The 23,065-nt window shown below is 33.3% G+C and carries 23 protein-coding genes; 4 read left to right on the plus strand and 19 right to left on the minus strand.

The window, feature by feature from the left end:
* Positions 1-382: 382 nt before the first annotated feature.
* From HXZ69_RS11015 to HXZ69_RS11075, 13 genes are all read right to left on the minus strand, one after another.
* The gene (locus tag HXZ69_RS11015; RefSeq protein WP_038335987.1) at positions 383-745 is read right to left on the minus strand and encodes a four helix bundle protein; all 363 of its coding nucleotides are present in this window, start codon (positions 743-745) and stop codon (positions 383-385) included.
* 359 nt (positions 746-1,104) lie between these two features.
* Complete coding sequence (gene rfbC, locus HXZ69_RS11020; RefSeq protein WP_286495976.1) at positions 1,105-1,680, minus strand: dTDP-4-dehydrorhamnose 3,5-epimerase; 576 nt, start codon at positions 1,678-1,680, stop codon at positions 1,105-1,107.
* Positions 1,681-1,742: 62 nt separating this feature from the next.
* Positions 1,743-2,090, minus strand: coding sequence for a four helix bundle protein (locus HXZ69_RS11025; protein ID WP_286495978.1), 348 nt, complete (start codon positions 2,088-2,090; stop codon positions 1,743-1,745).
* A 132-nt stretch (positions 2,091-2,222) separates the two neighbouring features.
* Positions 2,223-3,269 carry a dTDP-glucose 4,6-dehydratase gene (gene rfbB, locus HXZ69_RS11030; RefSeq protein WP_286495980.1) on the minus strand — a complete coding sequence of 349 codons (1,047 nt, stop codon included), beginning with the start codon at positions 3,267-3,269 and terminating at the stop codon, positions 2,223-2,225.
* A gap of 6 nt (positions 3,270-3,275) precedes the next feature.
* Positions 3,276-4,598, minus strand: a complete 1,323-nt coding sequence (locus HXZ69_RS11035) for a nucleotide sugar dehydrogenase (RefSeq protein ID WP_286495981.1) — start codon at positions 4,596-4,598, stop codon at positions 3,276-3,278.
* Complete coding sequence (locus HXZ69_RS11040) at positions 4,595-5,611, minus strand: NAD-dependent epimerase/dehydratase family protein (protein ID WP_286495982.1); 1,017 nt, start codon at positions 5,609-5,611, stop codon at positions 4,595-4,597. The genes HXZ69_RS11035 and HXZ69_RS11040 overlap by 4 nt, the downstream gene beginning before the upstream one ends.
* Positions 5,611-6,030, minus strand: coding sequence for an adenylyltransferase/cytidyltransferase family protein (locus HXZ69_RS11045; protein ID WP_286495983.1), 420 nt, complete (start codon positions 6,028-6,030; stop codon positions 5,611-5,613). The genes HXZ69_RS11040 and HXZ69_RS11045 overlap by 1 nt, the downstream gene beginning before the upstream one ends.
* A gap of 101 nt (positions 6,031-6,131) precedes the next feature.
* The gene (locus HXZ69_RS11050; RefSeq protein ID WP_280035073.1) at positions 6,132-7,124 is read right to left on the minus strand and encodes a mannose-1-phosphate guanylyltransferase; all 993 of its coding nucleotides are present in this window, start codon (positions 7,122-7,124) and stop codon (positions 6,132-6,134) included.
* 129 nt (positions 7,125-7,253) lie between these two features.
* Positions 7,254-8,696, minus strand: a complete 1,443-nt coding sequence (pyk, locus tag HXZ69_RS11055; protein WP_286495984.1) for a pyruvate kinase — start codon at positions 8,694-8,696, stop codon at positions 7,254-7,256.
* A 32-nt stretch (positions 8,697-8,728) separates the two neighbouring features.
* A complete protein-coding gene (locus HXZ69_RS11060; RefSeq protein WP_114998513.1) occupies positions 8,729-9,187 on the minus strand; it encodes an IPExxxVDY family protein in 459 nt (152 codons plus the stop codon).
* A gap of 4 nt (positions 9,188-9,191) precedes the next feature.
* Positions 9,192-9,944 carry a ribonuclease III gene (gene rnc, locus HXZ69_RS11065; protein ID WP_221854049.1) on the minus strand — a complete coding sequence of 251 codons (753 nt, stop codon included), beginning with the start codon at positions 9,942-9,944 and terminating at the stop codon, positions 9,192-9,194.
* Positions 9,944-11,197, minus strand: a complete 1,254-nt coding sequence (fabF, locus tag HXZ69_RS11070) for a beta-ketoacyl-ACP synthase II (RefSeq protein ID WP_114998517.1) — start codon at positions 11,195-11,197, stop codon at positions 9,944-9,946. The genes rnc and fabF overlap by 1 nt, the downstream gene beginning before the upstream one ends.
* A 13-nt stretch (positions 11,198-11,210) precedes the next feature.
* Positions 11,211-11,447, minus strand: a complete 237-nt coding sequence (locus HXZ69_RS11075) for an acyl carrier protein (protein WP_038336002.1) — start codon at positions 11,445-11,447, stop codon at positions 11,211-11,213.
* A gap of 229 nt (positions 11,448-11,676) precedes the next feature.
* On the opposite strand from HXZ69_RS11075, the gene pckA reads away from it, so the two are divergent.
* On the plus strand, positions 11,677-13,248 hold the full coding sequence (gene pckA / locus HXZ69_RS11080; RefSeq protein ID WP_286495985.1) for a phosphoenolpyruvate carboxykinase (ATP): 1,572 nt from the start codon (positions 11,677-11,679) through the stop codon (positions 13,246-13,248).
* A gap of 194 nt (positions 13,249-13,442) precedes the next feature.
* On the opposite strand, the gene HXZ69_RS11085 is transcribed toward pckA, so the two are convergent.
* The 6 genes from HXZ69_RS11085 to HXZ69_RS11110 all read right to left on the minus strand — a co-directional run bounded on the left by HXZ69_RS11085 (position 13,443) and on the right by HXZ69_RS11110 (position 20,619).
* A complete protein-coding gene (locus tag HXZ69_RS11085; protein WP_286495986.1) occupies positions 13,443-14,150 on the minus strand; it encodes a tRNA1(Val) (adenine(37)-N6)-methyltransferase in 708 nt (235 codons plus the stop codon).
* Positions 14,143-15,591, minus strand: coding sequence for a sensor histidine kinase (locus tag HXZ69_RS11090; RefSeq protein WP_286495987.1), 1,449 nt, complete (start codon positions 15,589-15,591; stop codon positions 14,143-14,145). Before HXZ69_RS11090 ends, HXZ69_RS11085 begins: the two co-directional genes overlap by 8 nt.
* Before the next feature lie 2 nt (positions 15,592-15,593).
* Complete coding sequence (locus HXZ69_RS11095) at positions 15,594-16,181, minus strand: riboflavin synthase (protein WP_286495989.1); 588 nt, start codon at positions 16,179-16,181, stop codon at positions 15,594-15,596.
* A gap of 106 nt (positions 16,182-16,287) precedes the next feature.
* Positions 16,288-18,135, minus strand: coding sequence for a glutamine--fructose-6-phosphate transaminase (isomerizing) (gene glmS, locus HXZ69_RS11100; protein ID WP_286495990.1), 1,848 nt, complete (start codon positions 18,133-18,135; stop codon positions 16,288-16,290).
* A gap of 45 nt (positions 18,136-18,180) precedes the next feature.
* A complete protein-coding gene (locus tag HXZ69_RS11105; protein WP_286495992.1) occupies positions 18,181-19,791 on the minus strand; it encodes a DUF4270 family protein in 1,611 nt (536 codons plus the stop codon).
* Between the two features lie 15 nt (positions 19,792-19,806).
* Positions 19,807-20,619 carry a glycogen/starch synthase gene (locus tag HXZ69_RS11110; protein ID WP_286495994.1) on the minus strand — a complete coding sequence of 271 codons (813 nt, stop codon included), beginning with the start codon at positions 20,617-20,619 and terminating at the stop codon, positions 19,807-19,809.
* 118 nt (positions 20,620-20,737) lie between these two features.
* Here HXZ69_RS11110 and panC point away from each other — a divergent pair, with 118 nt between their 5' ends.
* The 3 genes from panC to HXZ69_RS11125 all read left to right on the plus strand — a co-directional run bounded on the left by panC (position 20,738) and on the right by HXZ69_RS11125 (position 23,056).
* Complete coding sequence (gene panC / locus HXZ69_RS11115) at positions 20,738-21,580, plus strand: pantoate--beta-alanine ligase (RefSeq protein ID WP_286495996.1); 843 nt, start codon at positions 20,738-20,740, stop codon at positions 21,578-21,580.
* A gap of 85 nt (positions 21,581-21,665) precedes the next feature.
* Complete coding sequence (gene panD / locus HXZ69_RS11120) at positions 21,666-22,013, plus strand: aspartate 1-decarboxylase (RefSeq protein ID WP_180905565.1); 348 nt, start codon at positions 21,666-21,668, stop codon at positions 22,011-22,013.
* A 23-nt stretch (positions 22,014-22,036) separates the two neighbouring features.
* Positions 22,037-23,056 carry a lysylphosphatidylglycerol synthase transmembrane domain-containing protein gene (locus HXZ69_RS11125; RefSeq protein ID WP_286495998.1) on the plus strand — a complete coding sequence of 340 codons (1,020 nt, stop codon included), beginning with the start codon at positions 22,037-22,039 and terminating at the stop codon, positions 23,054-23,056.
* Positions 23,057-23,065 lie beyond the last annotated feature (9 nt).

The raw sequence follows: 23,065 nt of genomic DNA on the forward strand, positions 1-23,065 counted from the left end.
TTAACTTGTTAACCTCTTCACTTTTTCACTTGTTAAAGGGTGAACTTGTAAACTTGTAAACGTGTGAACTTGTAACTCCTTAACTTGTTAACCTCTTCACTTTTTCACTTGTTAAAGGGTGAACTTGTAAACTTGTAAACGTGTGAACTTGTAACTTCTTCACTTGTTAACTCTTTCACTTCTTCACTTCTTCACTTGTCAAATTGTGAACTTGTAAACTTGTAAACGTGTGATCATGTAAACTTCTTCACTTGTTAACTCTTTCACTTCTTCACTTGTCAAATTATGAACTTGTAAACTTGTAAACGTGTGATCATGTAAACTCCTTCACTTTTTCACTTGTTAACTCCTTCACTTGTTAACTTTTTCTCTTTTTCTCTTGTTAACCTTCTTCAATATCCCTTTTCAATGATTCGATTAATTTTAAGAGCATTCTTTTGATGTGTAAAAATTGTGTATCAAAATCATCTAAATTACTTATATAATTTAATCTTTTAGATATTTCTAATTGTGTTTCAATTTCATTCAATGAGCCTAAAGCGATGTACAAAAAATGAATAAATTCTTTTTTACTTTTTCTTCCAGCTCCTTCCGCAATATTAGAAGGGACAGATACTGATGCTCTTCTTAATTGGTTTGTCAAACCAAATTGCTCTTCTTTTGGGAAGCAATCTGTAATAGAATAAATATTTGTGACCAGATCTAATGATTTCTGATATACTAATAAATCCTTATGGCTCTTCATCTATTATATTTTATGTGATCATGTAAACTTGTGAACTTGTAAACGTGTGATCATGTAAACTTGTAAACGTGTGAACTTGTAACTCCTTCACTTGTTAACTCTTTCACTCCTTCACTTCTTCACTCCTTCACTCCTTCACTTCTTCACTTTTTCACTCCTTCACTCCTTCACTCCTTCACTCCTTCACCTCTTCACTTCTTCACTCCTTCACTTCTTCACCTCTTCACTTGTTAACTTGTCAAATTGTGAAAGTGTGAACGTGTAAACTTCTTCACTTCTTCACTTCTTCACTTGTTAACTTCTTCACTTGTTAACTCCTTCACTTCTTCACTTGTTAACTTCCTCACTTGTTAACTCCTTCACTTCTTCACATGTTCACTTGTTAACCCCTTAACTTTAAACTCTCCAAACGACTGTGCTTCTTGATCTTTTTCAGAGATTATCATTTTATCTGAAGGAATTTGCCAATCTATATTCAGTTCGCTGTCTAAAGGGTTAACGCCGTCTTCTGACTCTTTATTATACCCATTGTCACATTTATAGAAAAATGTAGCTGAATCAGAAATCACCGAAAAACCATGTAAAAATCCTCTTGGAATAAACAATTGTTTTTTATTATCTGCTGATAATTCTACTGCAACTGACTGTCCATAAGTCTCAGAACCAGGACGAACATCAACCGCTACATCTATCACCGCACCTTCTACCACACGAACTAATTTTGCTTGGGCATGTTCTCCTGCTTGCATATGCAAACCTCGAACTACACCGTAAGAAGATTTAGACTGATTATCTTGAACAAAAGTTGGTTTATACCCTAAAATTTCTTCTATTTTATTTTCGTTATACGACTCAAAGAAATAACCTCTCGAGTCTTCAAAAACAGTTGGTTCTAAAATAAAACAACCTTTTAATTTAATTTCTGTTGCTTTCATATTTTTTTATTAAATGGGTATATGGGTATATGGGTATAAAGTTATAAAGATAAATGGTAAAGTTAGGAACTCAGACTTTTAATTAATTTAGAAAGCATGTTCTTGATAAATCGTATTTTTGAATCTAGGTTTTTTATATCACTTATAAAATTTAACCGGTATGCTATTTCAATTTGTGTTTCTAGCTCACTTGCAGAACCTAAGGCGATATTTAAAAACCTGCAATACTCTGCCTTTCCATTTCTACCAGCCCCTTCTGCAATATTACTTGGGATAGATAAAGCACTACGCTTCATTTGACTGGTTAATGCATAAAGCTCTTCCTTAGGAAAATAATTCGTTATTTTATAAATCTCTACAACTAAATTCATGCTTTCTTGCCAAACTTTTAAATCTTTATGACTTTCCATAATTCTTATTTAAATGAGTGAAACAAATATATCGTTAAACAGGAAAATAATTAAATGGATAAAGAAATACCTCTAATCTTATAACATTATAACTTTTTACCCCTCTAACCTTTTAACCTCCTAACCTTCTCCTTATTTATACTGATTTTCGTAATATTTTTGGTAATCGCCAGATGTTACATTATCCAACCATTCTTTGTTGGATAAAAACCAATCGATAGTTAGACTCAAACCTTGTTCAAATGTCACAATTGGTTTCCAGCCTAATTCTTCGTTAATTTTTGTTGCATCGATGGCATAACGTAAATCATGTCCTGGACGATCTTTCACAAATGTGATTAATTGTTCTGAAGTTCCCGCTTCTTTACCCAATTTTTCGTCCATTTGTTTACACAATTCTTTCACCAAATCGATGTTTTTCCACTCGTTGAAACCTCCTACATTGTAAGAACCTCCATTTTTTCCTTCATGGAAAACTAAATCAATCGCCTTGGCATGATCGATTACAAATAACCAATCGCGCGTATATTTTCCATCTCCATAAATGGGAAGTGGATTTCCATTCAAAATATTATGAATACACAACGGAATTAATTTTTCTGGGAAATGATTTGGCCCATAATTGTTCGAACAATTCGTCATCACAATTGGTAAACCGTATGTATCGTGATAGGCTCTTACAAAATGATCCGAAGATGCTTTTGAAGCCGAATAGGGTGAATGCGGATCATAAGACGTTTCTTCTGTAAAAAATCCTTCATCACCCAAAGCGCCAAAAACCTCATCTGTCGAAACATGGTGAAAACGTTTTCCTTCGAAATTATTGTTCCAAATTGTTTTTGCAGCATTCAAAAGATTAACCGTACCAATCACATTCGTCATCACAAAATCTAACGGATTTGTAATCGAACGATCTACGTGAGATTCGGCAGCTAAATGGATGACACCATCTGGTTGATACTGTTCAAAAATCTCTAAAATATGTTTCGCATCCGTAATATCTGCCTTTACAAATGTATAATTAGGCTGATTTTGAATATCTTTTAAATTTTCTAAATTTCCTGCATACGTCAACGCATCAAGGTTGATGATTTTTGTTTCAGGATAGTTTAAGACAAATTCTCTTACAACGTGAGATCCGATAAATCCAGCCCCACCTGTAATTAAAATAGTTTTCATAGTATTTTATAGTCGTTTATCAACTTCTTCTTTAGGCAAAGCCCCTTTTACATCATAAATCACTCCATTTTCTTTTAAATAATCCGTTAACTGAAGATTTAAAAATTCGTCGTGTGAAACAGTCAAGATAATGGCGTCGAATTGGTGAACTGGTGAACTGGTGAACTTGAAAACCTGATCCAATGTATTACAAAAAGTTATTCCGTATTCATGGTTTACCTCATCCGGGTTAGCCCAAGGGTCTAACGTTGTCACCTCTATTCCATATTCTTCTAAAGCATGAATCACATCAATTGCTTTCGAATTACGTATATCAGGGCAATTTTCTTTAAAGGTAATTCCTAAATTTAGAACTTTAGCTCCTTTTACTTTGATATCGTTGTTTATCAACAATTTAACAACCTGAGAAGCCACAAACGCTCCCATTGAATCGTTTAATCGTCTTGCTGCTAAAATTAATTCTGAATAATAACCAATTTCTTGTGCTTTTTGAGCCAAATAAAATGGATCAACACCAATACAATGTCCGCCAACCAAACCTGGTTTGAATGGTAAAAAATTCCATTTTGTTCCAGCAGCTTCCAACACATCATTGGTATCAATATCCATTAGCGAAAAAATCTTTGATAATTCATTGATGAATGCAATATTGATATCACGTTGCGAATTTTCGATGACTTTCGATGCTTCTGCCACCTTGATTGTCGGTGCTAAATGCGTCCCTGCAACAATTACGGATTGATATAAATCATCAACAATTTTTCCAATTTCTGGCGTTGAACCTGATGTTACTTTTAAAATTTTCTCAACCGTGTGTTTTTTATCGCCTGGATTAATTCGCTCTGGAGAATATCCCGCATAAAAATCTTGGTTAAACTTCAATCCCGAAGAATGTTCCAATACTGGAATACATTCTTCTTCTGTAACACCTGGATAAACTGTAGATTCATAAATAACAATATCATTTGGTTTCAACACTTTACCTACCGTTTCCGAAGCTTTTTTCAAAGGAGTCAAGTCTGGTCGATTATTTTTGTCCACTGGCGTAGGAACGGTTACAACATAAATTGTCGCATCTTCAATATCCGTTATATCTGATGAACAAAACAATCCATTTTCTACTTGAATAAAAGGATTTTGTGTTGATAAAACATTTTGTAAAACATTATTCTCAACTTCTAAAGTTGAATCTACTCCATTATTTAATTCAGCAATACGTTTCTGATTGATATCAAACCCGACAACAGGGTACTTTGTTGCAAATAATCGAGCTAATGGTAAACCTACGTACCCTAAGCCAATTACTGCAATTTTATGTTGTTGATTCATTTATTATAATATTTTCTGTACCATTGTACAAAGTTATACACTCCTTTGTCAACAGGATAATGAGGATGATAACCAAATTTATCTTTCAAATCTTGGACATCGGCCCATGTTTGATTGACATCTCCTGCTTGCATCGGATACATTTCTAAAATAGCTTTTTCGCCTGTCGAATGTTCGACTTCTTTGATAAAATCCATTAATTGAACAGGTTTACTATTTCCTATATTGTATAATTGGTATTTTTCGTTTGTATTTTTATCTTCAAGGATTTTCGTTATCCCTTGAATAATATCATCAATGTACGTAAAATCGCGTGACAAATCGCCGTGATTAAACACTTTTAAGGGTTGATGATTTAAGATGGCATCTGTAAACAAAAACATGGCCATATCTGGGCGTCCCCAAGGTCCATAAACGGTAAAAAATCGCAAACCTATCGTTTGGAAATCGTACAAATGGCTATACGCATGCGCCATAAGCTCGTTTGCTTTTTTGGTAGCTGCGTATAAACTAATAGGATGATCAACGTTTTGATTTGTTGAAAAAGGAACATCTGAAGAGTTTCCGTAAATACTTGAACTACTTGCGTACAGTAATTTTTTGACGTTATAATTTCGGCAACATTCTAAAATATTTAGAAAACCGACCAAATTACTCTGTCCATAGGCATCAGGATTTTCGATACTATAACGAACACCAGCCTGAGCTGCCATATTAACAACCGCATCAAACGAATATGTTTTAAAAAGTTGAGCCAATGACTCTTTATCTTCTAAATTCATTCGATAGAAAATCATCTTTTCTTCGTGTTTAGAAGAAAGAACTTTCTGCCCAAAATTTGAAGCAAATTCTTGATTGATTCCTAATTCTTTTAATCGATCATATTTTAACTGAATAGTGTAATAATCGTTAATATTATCAATTCCAACAACTTTGATGTTTTTTTCGATTAATTTTTCAGCTAAATGGTAACCTATGAAACCAGCTACACCAGTTATGAATACTGTTTTCATTATTTCTCCTTTTCAGAAGTCGCAACTACTTTTCTTAATCCTGAACTAGAGAAGCGGTGTGTACGCTTGTTGTAGTAAATTTGAATATGATTATCTAAACAATATTGTTTTCCCGTAAAGTCGATATTTCGGTATTCTTCCCCTATAATTCTAATATTTACTGGTAATGCACTTAACATATCAAACAAATCTTGTTCGGTTTCGTATGGGATTATTTCGTCGACATATCGACAACCTTCTAATTGAATATAACGCTCAACGATGGATTGCGTAGGACTATTTTTTGAAGGGTCTACTGTTGCAGGATCAGTATTAAGTCCTACAATTAGGTAGTCGCATTGTCTTTTGGCTTCTTCGAGCATCATTACATGACCTGCATGAAGCAAGTCAAATATACCGAATGTAATTCCCGTTGTCATTTTATAATACTATTGTTGGAGCGACAAATTTAAGGATTTATATTGAATTAATTATAAGCTTTTATGACATAAAAAAAGCACTCAAATCGAGTGCTAGGTATTTAAATTAATTCAGAATTTCTTTTTTCTAAATGTGTATAAACATTCTTTACTTCCTGTGAATATTCTTTTTGTAGAATTAAATTCGCGGTTGGGGTATTCACAAAAATAGTGTTTTGTAAACCAACAAAAGAAGTATAAACATCTGTCCCAATCACCATGTTTCCATTACGATCGACATAATGGCCGTTCATCACAAAATAATCATACAAGGATTCGAAAGAACCTAAATCATTCCAAACAAATTTTGCTGGAACTACTTTTATCTTCTTGCTTCGTTCCATTACGGCATAATCGATACTATTTGATGGAATATTCATTGAAAGTTCTTCGTTCAATTCTCCGTTGATATTTTCAGACCAAGCTATTTTTGAAGCTTCGTAAATTTCTTTTTCAAATTTCTTTAGTTCTTTCAATAAAACACGTGCTTTGAAACAAAACATTCCACTGTTCCACAAAAAATTCCCTTGCTCGATAAAATCTTGCGCCGTAATATGATTGGGTTTTTCGCGAAACGATAACACAGTGTCTTCTTTGTGTTCGATATAGCCATACCCTGTTTCTGGACGAGTTGGATGCACTCCAAATGTGACGATATAGTCATTTTGTGCTAATTCGATTGCTCTATTCATCGCTTCTTGATAGGCTTCCATATCTTCAATCAAATGATCAGATGGTGTCACAATTAGAATATCATCATCCTCAACTGCTAAAGCTGCAAATGCAATTGCCGCTGCAGTATTACGTGGAACAGCCTCTACAATTTTCGTGTATTCAACATTCATTTTATCAAGTACTTCTTGACTTAAATGGTCATTATCTTTATTCCCAATCACCATTAATTTATCAGCAATTGGACGGTTACGTTGAATCGTTAACTCAAATAAAGATTGCCCATTAAACAAAGGTAAATATTGTTTTGGATGACTTTTTCGTGAAAGTGGCCAAAGTCTACTCCCAACACCACCAGATAAGATCACATTATAAATACACATAAATTCTTCTAATTCGAACTCGTAAAGATATTAAAAACTACTATATCATAACATTCTATTATGATTTTTCTTTTAAACACAAAAAAAGCGTTCAAAATTGAACGCTTTAAAGTATTAGTATTGATTTTATTAAATCATCGAAATACGTAGTGTATTGGTAATTCCTTTCTCAAATGCTGGCATTGCATTCAGATTGATGATATAATCACCATATTCTACATAACCCGCATTTTTCGCTAAGATATTGACCTCTGTAACCGTTTGATCCGTAGATGTATCGCGAGGATCGTAATTGATTGCTTTTACTCCCCATAATAGGTTCAACATACGGTTAATACGTTTACTTGGATTGAAAACCAAAATAAATGAATTTGGACGATGTGATGAAATTTGGAAAGCGGTATAACCAGAATACGTCAACGTTGCAATTGCTTTCGCTCCTGTATCTTCTGCCATTTTAGCTGCATTATAACAAACCATATCAGTTACGAAACGTTCGTTTTTGATCTTTGGTTTGTGCTCTGGTACATGTACGTGCTCATCATCTTCGACTGTTTGAAGAATCTTCGTCATTTTCTCGATAACTTGTACAGGATATTGCCCTACAGAAGTTTCTCCAGATAACATTACTGCATCCGCACCATCAAAAACTGCATTTGCAACGTCAGAAACTTCCGCACGAGTTGGTGTTAAACTCGAAATCATAGTTTCCATCATTTGTGTTGCAACAATAACTGGCTTACGCGCTAATTTCGCTTTGTCAATTAATTGTTTTTGCGCTTTTGGAACGATTTCAAACGGAACCTCAACACCTAAATCTCCACGAGCAACCATTAATCCATCCGAAAATTCTAAAATATCATCGATATTTTCTAATGCTTCAGGTTTTTCAATTTTAGAGATAATTGGAATTTTTACTGTTCCATGTTCTTTGATAAAATCAGATAAATCTTTTACATCTTGTCCAGAACGAACGAAAGATAGTGCAAACCAATCGACACGATTTTCGATTGCGAATTTTGCATCTTCTTTATCTTTATCTGTTAGAGCAGGTAAAGAAATATTGGTATTTGGTAAGTTAACTCCTTTTTTAGAACGTAGCGGACCTCCTTGAATCGTTTCTGCTTTTACAGTATCTGTTCCGTTTGTCTCGATTACTTTGAAGATTAATTTTCCGTCATCAATCAAAATATTTTCTCCCACTTGCACATCTTGCGCAAACTTTTTGTACGTCATAAAAACTTTTTCTTTCGTTCCTACAACATCCTCGTTGGTGAAAGTTAAAATATCTCCTGGATTGATTACGAAATCTTCGTGTTCCATTTTTCCAATACGCAACTTAGGTCCTTGTAAATCCGCTAAAATTGCTGTATTGTAGCCATGATCGTTATTTAATTGATGAATTGTTTCAATCTTACGTTTCACATCCGCATAGTCTGCGTGCGAAAAGTTGATACGGAACACATCTGTTCCTTTTCTCATCATTTCTAATAAAATCTCTGGACTATCGGTTGCCGGACCTAAAGTCGCAACAATTTTTGTCTTTTTAAGATATTGTCTATCGTAAATCATAATTTTTCCCTTTTTTTATGCACAATATTTTGTTAGAAAACCAATTGATCTGCATTGCTAATCAAATCGATATCTATTTTTTTGATCGTTTTTATAAAATCTTTTTCTACAAATGGTAGTTGAAGATATTGTAGTTCATCTTCCCAACCAGAGATTTTTACAACATAGTTGCAATCCTTGTAATTTGGCACAAGAATAACGCTCCCTTTGAAAAGATTTGATAAATCTACTTCATTTTTTTTAAAATCGTATTGATTTGGCGTATTTTTAATGATATGATAATCTATTTTATTTGCTTCATCTAACCATTGATAGGTTTCGAAAAAATAAGTATGCTCATCTAACCGAATATCCAAATCCTGAATACGCTGAAAACGCGTATCAAAAGTAGAGTTGAGATGGAAAATAAATTGTGTCGAAGTGTTAAAACTAGAATTTACGCCTATGAGATGAAAATCTATCCAATCATCATATAAGAGTAATTCTGCCATGTTTCTAAACTTTTTCTATTTTCTTTTGTAACGAATAGTACGCGCGTTTTGCTGCGCTTTCTTCCGCTTTCTTTTTAGAAGTTCCTCTCCCTTTCGAGATAACTTTATCATTGAGACGGATAACGGATACAAAAACCTGCAAATCTTCTGCGTTTTGCTCCTCAAATGTATTGAATCTTATCGTATTTCTCGTTTTTTGACTCCATTCCAAAATCAACGATTTGTGACTTGTAATCGTGTGTTCCAAACGGTCTAAATCCGCATAAGGGTCAATAATTTTGACTTGAATAAATTTTTGTACTGCAGCTATACCTCCATCAACATAAATTGCACCTACCAACGCCTCCAACATATCGCCATTTACGTCTTCACCCAAATTGTTGTGATTGTTCATTGGATCCAAATAATCCAACAAGCCAAGTTGTTTGGAAACGGCATTCAATTGTTTACGCGAAACAATTTTAGAACGCATTTTTGTTAAATAACCTTCTTGTTGATCGGGCGCTTTGTAGTATAAGTGCATTGCTGCAGAAGCACCAAGTAATGCATCTCCTAAAAACTCTAATCTTTCAAAGTTTATACTGTTTCCATTTTCATCTTTTTTCTGTGCAGATCTGTGGGTAAATGCTTCTTTAAAAACCTCAACATTGCGAGGAGTATAACCCAAAATCGACTTCAAAAATTTCAAAAAAGGATCAGATGAATTTGAATCATCACGATGATTTTTAAAAGAAAATAATTTTTTTAAGAAAGACATTACTTATACTTCTTAAATATCACACAAGCATTGTGACCACCGAAACCAAAAGTATTACTCAATGCATAATCTACATTTTTCTCTTTTGCTTTGTTAAATGTATAATCGATTTTAGGATCAAGATTCTCATCATCCGTAAAATGATTAATTGTTGGTGGAACGATACTGTTATTGATTGCTCCAATAGCCGAAATCGCTTCAACAATCCCTGCACCACCTAATAAGTGACCAGTCATAGATTTTGTTGAATTGATTTGAATATTATAAGCATGTTCTCCAAATAATTTTTGAATTGCTTTAGATTCTGCAATATCACCTAATGGTGTAGATGTTCCGTGCATATTGATATGATCCACGTCTTCTACGCTGATATTGGCATCTAATAAAGCCTCTCTCATCACATTTAATGCGCCTAATCCTTCGGGATGTGGAGCTGTAATATGGTGAGCATCTGCTGTCATTCCTGTTCCTACTAATTCTGCATAAATGGTAGCTCCACGCGCAATAGCATGTTCGTACTCTTCTAACACAATACATCCAGCTCCTTCTCCCATTACAAAACCGTCACGGTCTTTGTCGAATGGTCTTGAAGCAGTTTGTGGATCATCATTTCGTGTAGATAACGCATGTAATGCATTGAAACCTCCAATACTTGATGCTGTAATCGCAGCTTCTGAACCTCCTGTTACAATTGCTTCAGCTTTTCCAAGTCTTAATAACATATAAGCGTCAATAATTGCATTTGTTGAAGAGGCACATGCCGAAACAGTTGTATAATTAGGTCCCATAAGACCAAATTCCATTGAAATATGACCAGGCGTGATATCTGCAATCATCTTAGGGATAAAGAAAGGATTGAAACGTGGTGTTCCATTTCCTGTTGCGTAATTCGAAACTTCTTCTTCAAACGTTTTAATTCCACCGATACCAGATCCCCATATAACGCCGATACGCTCTTTGTTTACATTTGTATCTTCTAAGATTCCACTGTGTTTTATTGCCTCTCTAGCTGCAATAATTCCCAATTGGGCACAACGGTCAATTTTTCTTGCCTCTTTACGATCAAAATGATCTTCGATATTGAAGTTCTTGATCTCACAAGCAAATTGTGTCTTAAAAAGAGTTGCGTCAAAAAGCGTAATAGGCGCAGCGCCACTTACACCATTCACTAATCCATTCCAGTATTCTTGGTATGTATTTCCGATTGGTGTTAGCGCGCCTAAACCTGTTACTACTACTCTTTTTAATTCCATAAAATAGGAACTATTACTTGTTTAAGTCTTCGATGTATGTTACAGCTTGACCTACAGTTGAAATTTTTTCTGCTTGATCGTCTGGAATTTGGATATCAAATTCTTTTTCGAATTCCATGATTAATTCTACTGTGTCTAATGAATCAGCTCCTAAATCGTTAGTGAAACTTGCTTCTAGCGTAACTTCGCTTTCGTCAACTCCTAATTTATCTACGATAATCGCTTTCACTCTTGATGTAATGTCAGACATAATTTTCTAATTTTAATTGTTGTAAACTAGTGCAAAAATATAAAACTTATATTAAATACAAGCTTTTTTTTATATGCACGCATAAGAACTTGGAAATATATGGTGAAAAAACATGCACGAAAACGTTTAAGTGAATGACATAAGTCAAATTTTTTACGCTTCTTTTTATTGTAACTTTGTGCAAAGTTTTTACCTTTAAAATTTTAAAAATACTTTAAAAATCACAAAAATGAGCATAGAATTGGCATCTTACGGAATAAAAAATTCCAAAATTAACTATCAATTATCTCCTGAAGAGCTTACAGAGAAAATGATAGAATTAGCACAGGGAGAAATTACATCTTCTGGAGCAGTAAATATGTTAACCGGAGAATTTACAGGACGTTCTCCTAAAGATCGTTTTATTGTTAAAGACGAAATCACTGCAGAAAACGTTTGGTGGGATGGAAACATCAATATTCCTTTCGATTCTGATAAATTTGACGCTTTATACGATAAAGTTGTTGAGCATTTAAGCAACCGCGAAATTTATGTACGTGATGCTTTTGCTTGTGCTGACGATGCATACAAAACAAAAATTAGAGCAATTACAGAAACTCCTGCTGCTAATTTATTTATCTATAACATGTTTATTCGTCCAACAGAAGAAGAATTAAAAAACTTTGGTGATGCTGAATGGACAATTATCAATGCACCAACTTTTGTTGCAGATGCAGACGAAGATGGTACAAGACAACACAATTTCTCTATCTTAAATTTTAAACGTAAAATCGTTTTAAACGGAGGAACTGGTTATACAGGAGAAATGAAAAAAGGTATTTTTTCTGCCTTGAACTTCATCATGCCCGTATTTAGAAATACTTTACCAATGCACTGTTCTGCTAACTCAGGTGAAAACGGAGATACAGCAATGTTCTTTGGATTATCTGGTACAGGAAAAACAACTTTATCAGCAGACAAAAACAGACGTTTAATTGGTGATGATGAACACGGATGGACAGAAGACAATACAGTTTTCAATTTTGAAGGTGGTTGTTACGCAAAAGTTATCAACTTATCTCCAGAAGGTGAACCAGAAATTTTTGCAGCGATCAAAGACGGAGCTTTATTAGAAAACTGTAAATTAATTCCAGGTACTAACGAGGTTGATTTTACAGATACATCTATCACAGAAAATACACGTGTTTCTTATCCAATTGATTATATCGAAAATATTGCAGTTCCATCTGTAGGAAAAAATCCTAAAAATATTTTCTTCTTATCGTTTGATGCTTACGGAGTTTTCCCTCCAATTGCAAAATTAAACCCAGATCAAGCGGCTTACTTATTTATCTCAGGATATACATCTAAAGTTGCTGGTACAGAAGCTGGTGTTACAGAGCCTCAAACTACATTTTCTACATGTTTTGGTGCACCATTTATGCCATTACATCCAACAAAATATGCTGAAATGTTGAGCGATAAAGTTGAGAAAACTGGTGTAAATGTTTGGTTAATCAATACAGGTTGGAATGGTAAAAAAGAGCGTATGTCTTTAAAAGACACTCGCGCCGTTATCAATGCAGCTTTAAATGGAGATTTAAACAACGTAGATTTCAAAAAAGATCCTTATTTCGGATTTGAAGTTCCAGTTGCCATCGAAGGTGTTGCTTCTGAAAAATTAAATCCAGCGACTTCTTTTGATTCTACAGCAGCATACGAAGCAAATGCGAAAGAATTAGCAGATAAATTCAAAGCGAATTTCAAGAAATTTGAAGAGTTTGCAACGGCTGATTTATTAGCGGGTGGACCAACGATTTAAGGTTAAGATTGAGGTGGAGAATGAGTTTTTAACTCATTTTGAAAATCAGAAATAAATATAAAACCGAGCAAATTGCTCGGTTTTTTTATGTTTTTAAATGTTGAATAAATCTTTACATAGATGCATAGAAATACAATTTTCTATTTGACATCAAAATCAGTAGTTTACTTATCGTTTTTCATCATTGATGAAAATTACATTTTCAAGTAAAAATCCTTTGTCAACTGAATATAATCTTCTGTGTACTGATGTCGATCGACTTCAATGATTAGTTCTTGTTCTTCTACTTCTTTTTCATGAAAACTAAATTCTAACAACACACGTTTTGTAACTGTTGTCGAATTCCCTTTGATATAAACGACTCTAGATAATTTTAAAGCGTTTTGAATAGCTATTTCACTAAAACTACCCATTTGATCGTATGGAATTATAAAACTCGCTAATCCGTCTTTGTGTAGTAATTCAGCAGTTTTTTTGATTAATTCTTCAAAAGTCAATGTTTCTTGCTGCCGTGCTTGTTTACGCGCGTCAAAATCAACCGTATCATTCACCACAAAAAAAGGTGGATTACTGACAATCAAATCATATTTTTTATTGGTTGAATAATCTTGAAGCGATGAATTAAAAATGGTTAATCGATCTGAAAAAGGTGCATTCTCGAAATTTTCTTTTGCTTGTAAAAAAGCATCGTTATCAATTTCTATTGCATCAATCATAGAATGAGGAAAACGTTGCGCTAACATCAACGAAAGTAATCCAGTTCCTGTACCAATATCTAAAATAGTATTTCCACTTTTTAAAGTAGCCCATGCACCAAGTAAAACACCATCTGTGCCTACTTTCATTGCGGTTTTGTCTTGAAAAATTTCGAATTGTTTGAATCGAAAAGGTTTTCTATTCATTGCAAGGAATCAAAATGTAGAATGTTGTACCAACAGAAATTTCAGTTTCAAAACGAATTGTTCCATCATAATCGTCAATAATTTTTTTGACCATTGGCAAACCAATTCCCATTCCACTATTCTTTGTTGTAAACTTTGGAACAAAAATAGAATCTTGTGATTCGACAGGAATTCCATTCCCGTTATCTTGAATGGTTATATGCAAAAAACCATCCACTAAAAACACATCTACTTTAACTTTCGCTATACGAGATTTCGGAATAGATTGAAACGCATTCTTTGTAATATTGGTAATAATTCGATTCAAATATTGTTTATCAAAAGTCATCATGATGATGTTGGGAGAATAATTAAATTCGATAAACTCCAATGGAAAAACATATAGCGCATTTTTTATGACGTCTACCACATCAATTTTTTCATCTTTACGAGAAGGCATTTTAGCAAAATCTGAAAAAGCTTCAGCAATCGCAGAGATGGTATCAATTTGTTGCAATAAAATAGTAGTTGTTCGCATCGTCTTTTCTTCAAGATTTGGATCATTTACATCAAATTTTCGCATATAATTCTGTAGCATTAATCGCATTGGTGTTAATGGATTCTTGACTTCATGCGCAACTTGTTTCGCAAAATCTCTCCATGCTTCTTCACGTTCTTGCTTAGCTAATAAATCTGATTGTTCCCGCAATCGGTACAACATATCATTATAAGAATCTACCAAAACTTTTATTTCATCGTTCCCATCATAGCGAATAGGCATATTGTTCGCAATAACTTCTGTTTCACGAATACGATCTGCAAACGACCAAAGTTTATTCAGTGTACGTTTTGTAACAAAATAAACCGCTAACGTTCCAAACAAAAGAATAACTCCAAAAGCTAATCCATAACTACCAATTAAGGTAAACATGTCTCGTTGAAAAAAATCTTGGTTCGATTGATAAGGTAGACAGAGAATAGCAATGTTTTCATTGTAATAATTTTTGATATGACTATAAGACGAATAAAGATTGTTATCATCAGCGGTATCTTTATTCGTTACAATAAAATCATTTGACTTTTGTAGTTTGTCTAATATTTTTTGAGGCAAAACATTATAAGTCGTTGAAACCGGCTGAGTGGTTAAAATTTTATTACCACTTAAATCATAAATTACAATATCGGTTTTATTGATATCACCGATGCGAAGAAAACCATCTTCTAAAATCTCGTGAATATTATCTTTGGTTGCAATTCCAGGATAATTATCCATTTCATAATCTATCGCAGACTCTACCGCTCTAACTTTTCGTTTGAGAATATCTTCGTGATATTGTTTAGTTTGTTCATTGAAATGATTGGCAGTAATCAGCAAGATAGCACCTGCTGTAAATAACAAAATCGTTACCATATAAATGATAATACGAACGGGTAGCGATAGGTTATTTTTTTTTCTAATCATTTTTATTGTTGGAATAATCTTTTGACGTATTTTCCTAAGATATCAAATTCTAAATTCATTGTATCGCCCACTTTCACTTGATTAAGGTTTGTAAACTCCCAAGTATAGGGAATAATTGCAACCGAAAACTGTCCAACTTTACTGTCTACAACTGTTAAACTAATTCCGTTAAGACAAATCGAACCTTTTTCTACTGTAACATTTCCAGACGATACTTCATCATATTCTACAGTAACAAAAAAGCTACCATTTTGGTTTTCTATCGAAACAATTTTTCCGGTTTGATCTACATGACCCTGCACAATGTGACCATCGATACGACCATTGAATTGCAAACATCGTTCTAAATTGATCAAATCACCTTCTTTTAAAGTGTTAAAATTTGTTTTTTGTAAGGTTTCCTCTATAGCAGTAACTTTATAAAGTCCATCTTTGAAATCAACAACCGTTAAACAAACTCCATTATGTGCAACACTTTGATCAATTTTTAATTCATCACAAAAATCAGCTTCAATCCATAAATGTAAATTAGATTGCTCTTTCTCTGCTTTTATAAGCTTTCCTACTCCTTCTACGATTCCTGTAAACATGATGTTATTTTTGGTGAAATTAATAATTAATTTAAACTTATAAAATGAAAAAGGGATGATTTTAAAACATCATCCCTTAAAATATATTATAACTCTGTAATAATTTTTACTCTACAGTAACAGATTTTGCCAAGTTACGAGGCTGATCTACATTCTTACCTAATTTAACAGCAATCCAGTACGATAATAATTGTAATGGAATAGCTGTTAGGATTGGTGAGAATTCTTCTGCAGTTTCTGGGATTACTACGTAATCATCTGCCATAGCAGTTACTTGATCATCACCATCATTAACAATTGCAATTACTTTGGCGCTACGAGATTTAATTTCTTGAATGTTAGAAACTACTTTCTCGTAATAACCTTTTTTCGTTGCAATAACAATAACAGGCATATTTTCGTCCAATAATGCAATTGGTCCGTGCTTCATTTCTGCCGCTGGATAACCCTCTGCGTGGATATATGAAATCTCTTTTAACTTTAATGCACCTTCTAAAGCTGATGGATAGTTGTATCCACGTCCTAAATAAATTGCATTTCTGTTATCTTTGTATTTATCAGCAATTTGATCAATTACACCTTCACAGTTGTCTAAAATTTGTTGAACTAATTCTGGGATACGTTCTAACTCGCGTGTTAATAAGTTGAATTTCTCTGTTGATAATTCACCATTTTGTTTACCTAATTTTAAAGCAATCAACGCTAAAATTGTTAACTGAGCTGTAAATGCTTTTGTTGATGCAACACCAATTTCTGGTCCTGCATGTGTATAAGCACCAGCATCTGTAATACGAGCAATAGAAGAACCTACAACATTGTTGATTCCAAAGATAAATGCACCATTTTCTTTTGCTAATTTAAGTGCTGCCAATGTATCTGCTGTTTCTCCAGATTGAGAAATTGCAATCACGACATCGTGTTTATTGATGATTGGATTGCGGTAACGGAACTCAGATGCATATTCTACTTCTACAGGAATACGAGCGAAATCTTCGATCATGTATTCTGCAACCAAACCTGCATGGTAAGAAGTTCCACAAGCAACAATGATGATACGTTTTGCATTCAAGAATTTTTCTTGATGATCCCAAATACCAGCCATTTTAATAATACCTTCGTCTACTAATAAACGTCCACGCATTGTATCACGAATAGAACGAGGTTGTTCGTTGATTTCTTTTAACATGAAATGCTCATAACCACCTTTTTCAATCGCTTCAATATTTAATTGTAACTCTTGAACATCTAAAGAAACTGCTTCATTGTTATGGATTGTACGTACATCAACTTCTTTATCTAAAGTAATTGTGGCCATGTCACCATCTTCCAAATAAACCGCATCTTTTGTAAACTCGATAAACGGAGAAGCATCAGAAGCAACGAAAAATTCGTTTTCTCCAATACCAATTGCCAATGGAGAACCTAAACGACCTACAACAATTGTATTTGCTTCTTCTTTGTCTAAAACTGCAATCGCATATGCTCCAATCACTTCATTCAAAGCTAAACGAACTGCGTCAGTTAAGTTTAAATTTTGTTCTTCTTGAAATAATTGAATAAAGTTTACTAAAACTTCTGTATCCGTATCACTATGAAAAACGTACCCTTTGTCTTTTAATAATTGTTTGATTGATTCATAATTTTCGATAATTCCGTTATGAACCAATACCAAACGTCCATTATTAGACATATGTGGATGAGAGTTTACATCATTTGGAACACCATGTGTTGCCCAACGTGTATGCCCAATTCCTAAATGAGGTGTTTTATCTAAATTTGCTGATTTATCTTCTAAATCTGAAACTTTTCCTTTTGTTTTTACCAATTCAAAATCGGTACCAGTAGAAAGAACTAAACCTGCACTATCATATCCACGATATTCTAGTCTTTTTAGTCCATTAATAATAATTGGGTACGCTTCGCGATGTCCAATATATCCTACAATTCCACACATAATATTTTATAGTATTTTAGTTAAATTCGTTAAATATAATACGCCCTATTTTTGAGAGTAATATACCAGTAATTTCAATTTTTTATCCGCTACTTCCGAATTATTTCCATGTAAAACAATTCTATATGGATTATAAGCTCTATCATTTTGATAAGGATTTGTACTATTAATCGTAGTTGCATCTCTAACAGATGTTATAAAATTACCTATTGTAATAAACATCGTTTGATCTTTAAACTCATTTCCTTTCTCTAACATGCTTTTTAGATGTTTCGTGATATCAATTGTATAATAATCCGTATCTCCTTTTACAATAGGATTAAAGTGAACTGATGTAGGGTAAGAATTATAGAATTCTAAAACGTCTGCATACAATTCATTTATAACTTTATCATCTTTTTTGTAGTTATTCCAAGCAACTAAATAAGGCGGTTTTGGAAAACTAGTTGAACCATCAATATAGAATTTTAATTTTGCTCCAAGAATCACAATATTACTTTTTGTCATCTCAGATTTTAATTCATCTAATTGGGTTTGATTGAATTTTAATTTTGCATAATTTCCACTCATTCCGCTTAAATACAATCTCGCATCACCATTCACTTCATCAGGTTTGATTGTAGAATAAGTTGAACCTACTGCATTATTCACAATTTGAGAAGCAATAATATTGGCATTATTTGCAGTACCAGAATTCCACTGATTTGTCATATCAAAAGCATAAGTAGCACTCAAACGTTCTTTATAATTTGTGTCTGAACTTGTTTTTGCTGTCGGATTTTTGTATGAATAATACATCTTCAAGTCAATTTTATTTGGATTAAAATTGACAATAAATCCATTCGATTCTTCAACAGAAAACTCTAAACCTTTGATATTTTCACGAATAAATGTTGCGTAATCAGAAAGCAATCCTGTTTTTGCATTTTTAATAATTTTTTCGTCAAAATAATCTGGATCTAAAGAAACTTTGTAACCAGGAACAACCTCAGAAATATTAGAAGTTCCAATTTTTTGTTTAACAACTTTTCCTGTTACTGTTTTTCCGATAGTAGCTTTTCCGATTTCTCTTGAATTAACAGAAATTGGAGATTCAAGGCCACTTAATGTTGAAAAATATTTCGTGTCTTTATATAAAACTGTATGAATGTCTTTAATTTTCAACGTCATTGTTAAATCCTTATTCCCATACAAAGAGTCAACTGCATACTTTGTTGTAATTTGGATTGTATCTGTATCTTTTGGTTTCTCTCCTGGTTTAGAAAGATTGATTGTATCTTTAGAAATTGGATCTTTAGTCGTGCTGTAATAAACTGGAATTACCAAATTCACAGAATCTACTTTAGGTTCAGTTCCAAAATCTTGATCTCCAATAGACGAAGGTCTAATTTGTGTATAAAACTTAGAAGATGTAGAACCAAAAATTGGCTCATTGTACACACCAAAAGCTCCATTTTGAAGTACAAACTTATCTGTACGAAGCGTGTCAAAATTGGCATTAAAAGCAATAACATCCAAGGATTTTACATTTCCTTCTGCCTCACCTCCAATCACGTTGTTATCTAATCCTAATGTTTCATTCTCACACGAAACAATTGCTCCCATTCCAATCATCATTGCAACAGACACAGAAAGGACATTCAAAAATTTTTTCATTAATCTAAATAGATTTTAATTAGAGTTCATTACTTCCTCAAGATAGAAGTTGTTGTAAACTTCTTTAGCTTGCTCTTTAGAACAATAGTCTAATAGAGGAATATTTTGTTGGTTGATATAGTTTTTCACATCTTCTGGAATCATCTCTTCTCCTTTCGCAACTGCATCTGCATATTCTAAAGAAGCTTGAATCATCCCTAAATGTGTAGGTTTTTCTAAATATGTTTGTACATCAGCTTCTACTTTATCAAAAGCCAATTTTTTAACTAATTCGTTATCTAATTCTCCTTCAAATCCGTTGTCAAATAAAGAAACAACAACTTTCGCATCTTGAAAGAAAGGATCGTCAGAATAATATTTTTTTAGATACAATGGTACTAAACTAGACATCCAACCCATTACGTGAACAACATCTGGTTTCCAGTTTAATTTTTTTACTGTTTCTAAAACTCCTTTTGCGAAGAAAATAGAACGCTCGTCGTTATCAGAAAATAATCCATTATCTTCTCCATAAACTTCTTTACGTTTGAAATATTCTTCGTTATCGATAAAATACACTTGTAGTCTTTCTCCTGGAACAGAAGCGACTTTAATGATTAATGGTTGATCCAAATCATTAATAATCATGTTCATACCTGAAAGTCGTATTACTTCGTGTAATTGGTGTCTTCTTTCGTTAATTGCTCCAAATCTTGGCATAAAGATTCTTACATCTGCGCCACTACTTTGCATGATTTTTGGCAAATCTAATGCTTGTGAAGACATCGGATTTTCAGGAAAGTAAGGTACCATTTCTGTTGTTACATATAATATGCGCTTTCCTTCCATAATTTCTACTCTCTTTTCCTAATGAATAATAAGGCACAAATTTACAAAAAAATGTTGATATATTATTTGCTTATAGTAGCTTTGCAAGATATTAGTTTTTTTTTAACAAATCAGTGTTATGGTTATATTTAACGAAAAGGAAAAATTAACTCCCGCAATCGTCGAGTTAAAAAACCAAAACAAAACCATTGGCTTTATCCCTACAATGGGCGCTTTACACGAAGGTCACATGTCTTTGGTCAAAGCTTCTAAAGCTCAAAACGACTACACAATCGTCAGCATTTTTGTCAATCCAACACAATTTAATAATCCAGAAGATTTAGCAAAATATCCTCGAACTGAGGAAAATGATAAAGAATTGTTAATGAAAAACGGATGTGATTTTGTCTATATGCCTACTGTTGAGGATTTATATGAAACAAATGAAGGTGCAAAACATTACGATTTTGGCACAATAGACCAAGTGATGGAAGGCGCTTCTCGTCCTGGACATTTTGATGGAGTAGCTACAATTGTTTGCAAATTATTCAAAGCAGTTCAACCAACAAGAGCATATTTTGGAGAAAAAGATTTTCAGCAAATCTGTATCATCCAAGAAATGGTAAAACAAGAGAATTTAGATGTCGAAATTGTTCCAATGCCAATTCACAGAGCAGATTCTGGTTTAGCATTTAGTTCAAGAAATGCACGTTTATCAACGCAACAAACTTCGGATGCACCACAAATTTATTCAATTTTATCACAAGCTGTAACGCTTAAAAAAGAAGGAAAAGATGTTCCTGAAGTAAAAGCTTTCGTCGAAAATGAATTCAAAAATTCACCTTTCGAATTAGAATATTTTGAAATCACAGATGAAGAAACCTTGTTGTCTATAGAACATTTTTCTGATGCCCAGCATATTCGTGGATTTGTCGTTGCTTATGCAGGCGATGTACGTTTAATCGATAATATTCAGTTTTAATAAAATAGATCAAATCCTTCACTCCAATCGAAAAATATTGGAACGGGTTTTGAAATTTATAAGTTCAATGTAACTTTGCAAAATTATGATGATAGAAGTATTTCACTCTAAAATACATAGAGTTAAGGTAACAGACGCAAAATTAAACTACATCGGAAGTATTACAATCGATGAAGATTTGATAGATGCTGCAAATATGGTAGTTGGTCAAAAAATTCAAATTGTGGTTCAAGAAAACGGAGAACGTTTTGAAACTTACATTATTAAAGGAAAACGTGGAAGTGGAGAAATTTGTTTAAATGGACCAGCAGCGCGTAAAGTACAAGTAGGTGATACTGTCATTTTAATTACGTATGCGATGATGGAATTTGAAGAAGCCAAAACCTACGAACCAACAATTGTTTTCCCTAACGAGAACAATCGTTTAGATTAAGAAATTAATTTTCAATAATTTATATGAAGAGTAAGATCAAACAATCGCTCTTCTTAATCATTGCTTCATTGTTAGCCGTTTTTTTTGTCGTGGTAACAGTGAAGCAAATTGATTTCGAACGAGTTGCAAAAGTTTTAAAACAAACCAATTATTTTTGGATTTTTGCATCTATGGCAATCAGTATTCTTACGTATTGGATACGCGCCGCTCGTTGGAATCTTCTTCTAAAGCCAATGGGCTACAACACACAAACCTCATCTGGTTTTTGGGCTATTGCATTTGCATATTTTATGAATTTGACCATTCCTCGAAGTGGCGAAGTAGCTCGTGCTACAAGTTTCTATAAAATGGAAAAAGTGCCTTTCGAAAAATCTTTCGGAACAGTAGTTTTAGAACGTGTAATTGACGTTTTATTTTTGGGATTATTTTTCAGTTTAACACTTATTTTCAATTACGAAACATTCCTCAAATTTGTTGAATTAGGAAATAAAGAAAAAGCGCACCAACCTACAACAGAACCTTCTTTCTTAAAATATTACATCGCAATTGGAGTTCTTGTTTTAGGAATTGGATTAATCGCTATTTTCTGGAAAAAAATTAATCAATTAAAGTTTTTTGAAAAGATTAAAACGTTTCTATTTGGACTTTGGGAAGGTATAAAATCAATCTCGAAATTAGAAAAAAGAGGCTTATTCATCTTTTATTCTTTCGCACTTTGGATTTGTTATTTCCTAATGACTTTTCTTGTTTTCTTCGCTTTTCCGGACACCAAAAATTTTGGTATACCAGAAGGTTTATTTCTATTGATTGCGGGATCTTTGGGAATGATTTTGCCAGTTTCAGGCGGCTTGGCTTATCCGTATATTATGTCGATTGCATTTTCGGCTGTTTATCTTGCGAAAGGTGGAGATCAGCATGAAGGACGAGCAATTGGCGATTATTTTGGATTAATTCTTTATATAGCTCAAGTTATATCGATGATTAGTTTTGGATTGATTGCTATTTATAAAATCGCACGAATTCGTCGAGATTCTACACAATAGATTCACATA

Source organism: Empedobacter sp. R132-2, from assembly GCF_030324375.1.
In the GTDB taxonomy this organism is placed as follows: domain Bacteria; phylum Bacteroidota; class Bacteroidia; order Flavobacteriales; family Weeksellaceae; genus Empedobacter; species Empedobacter falsenii_B.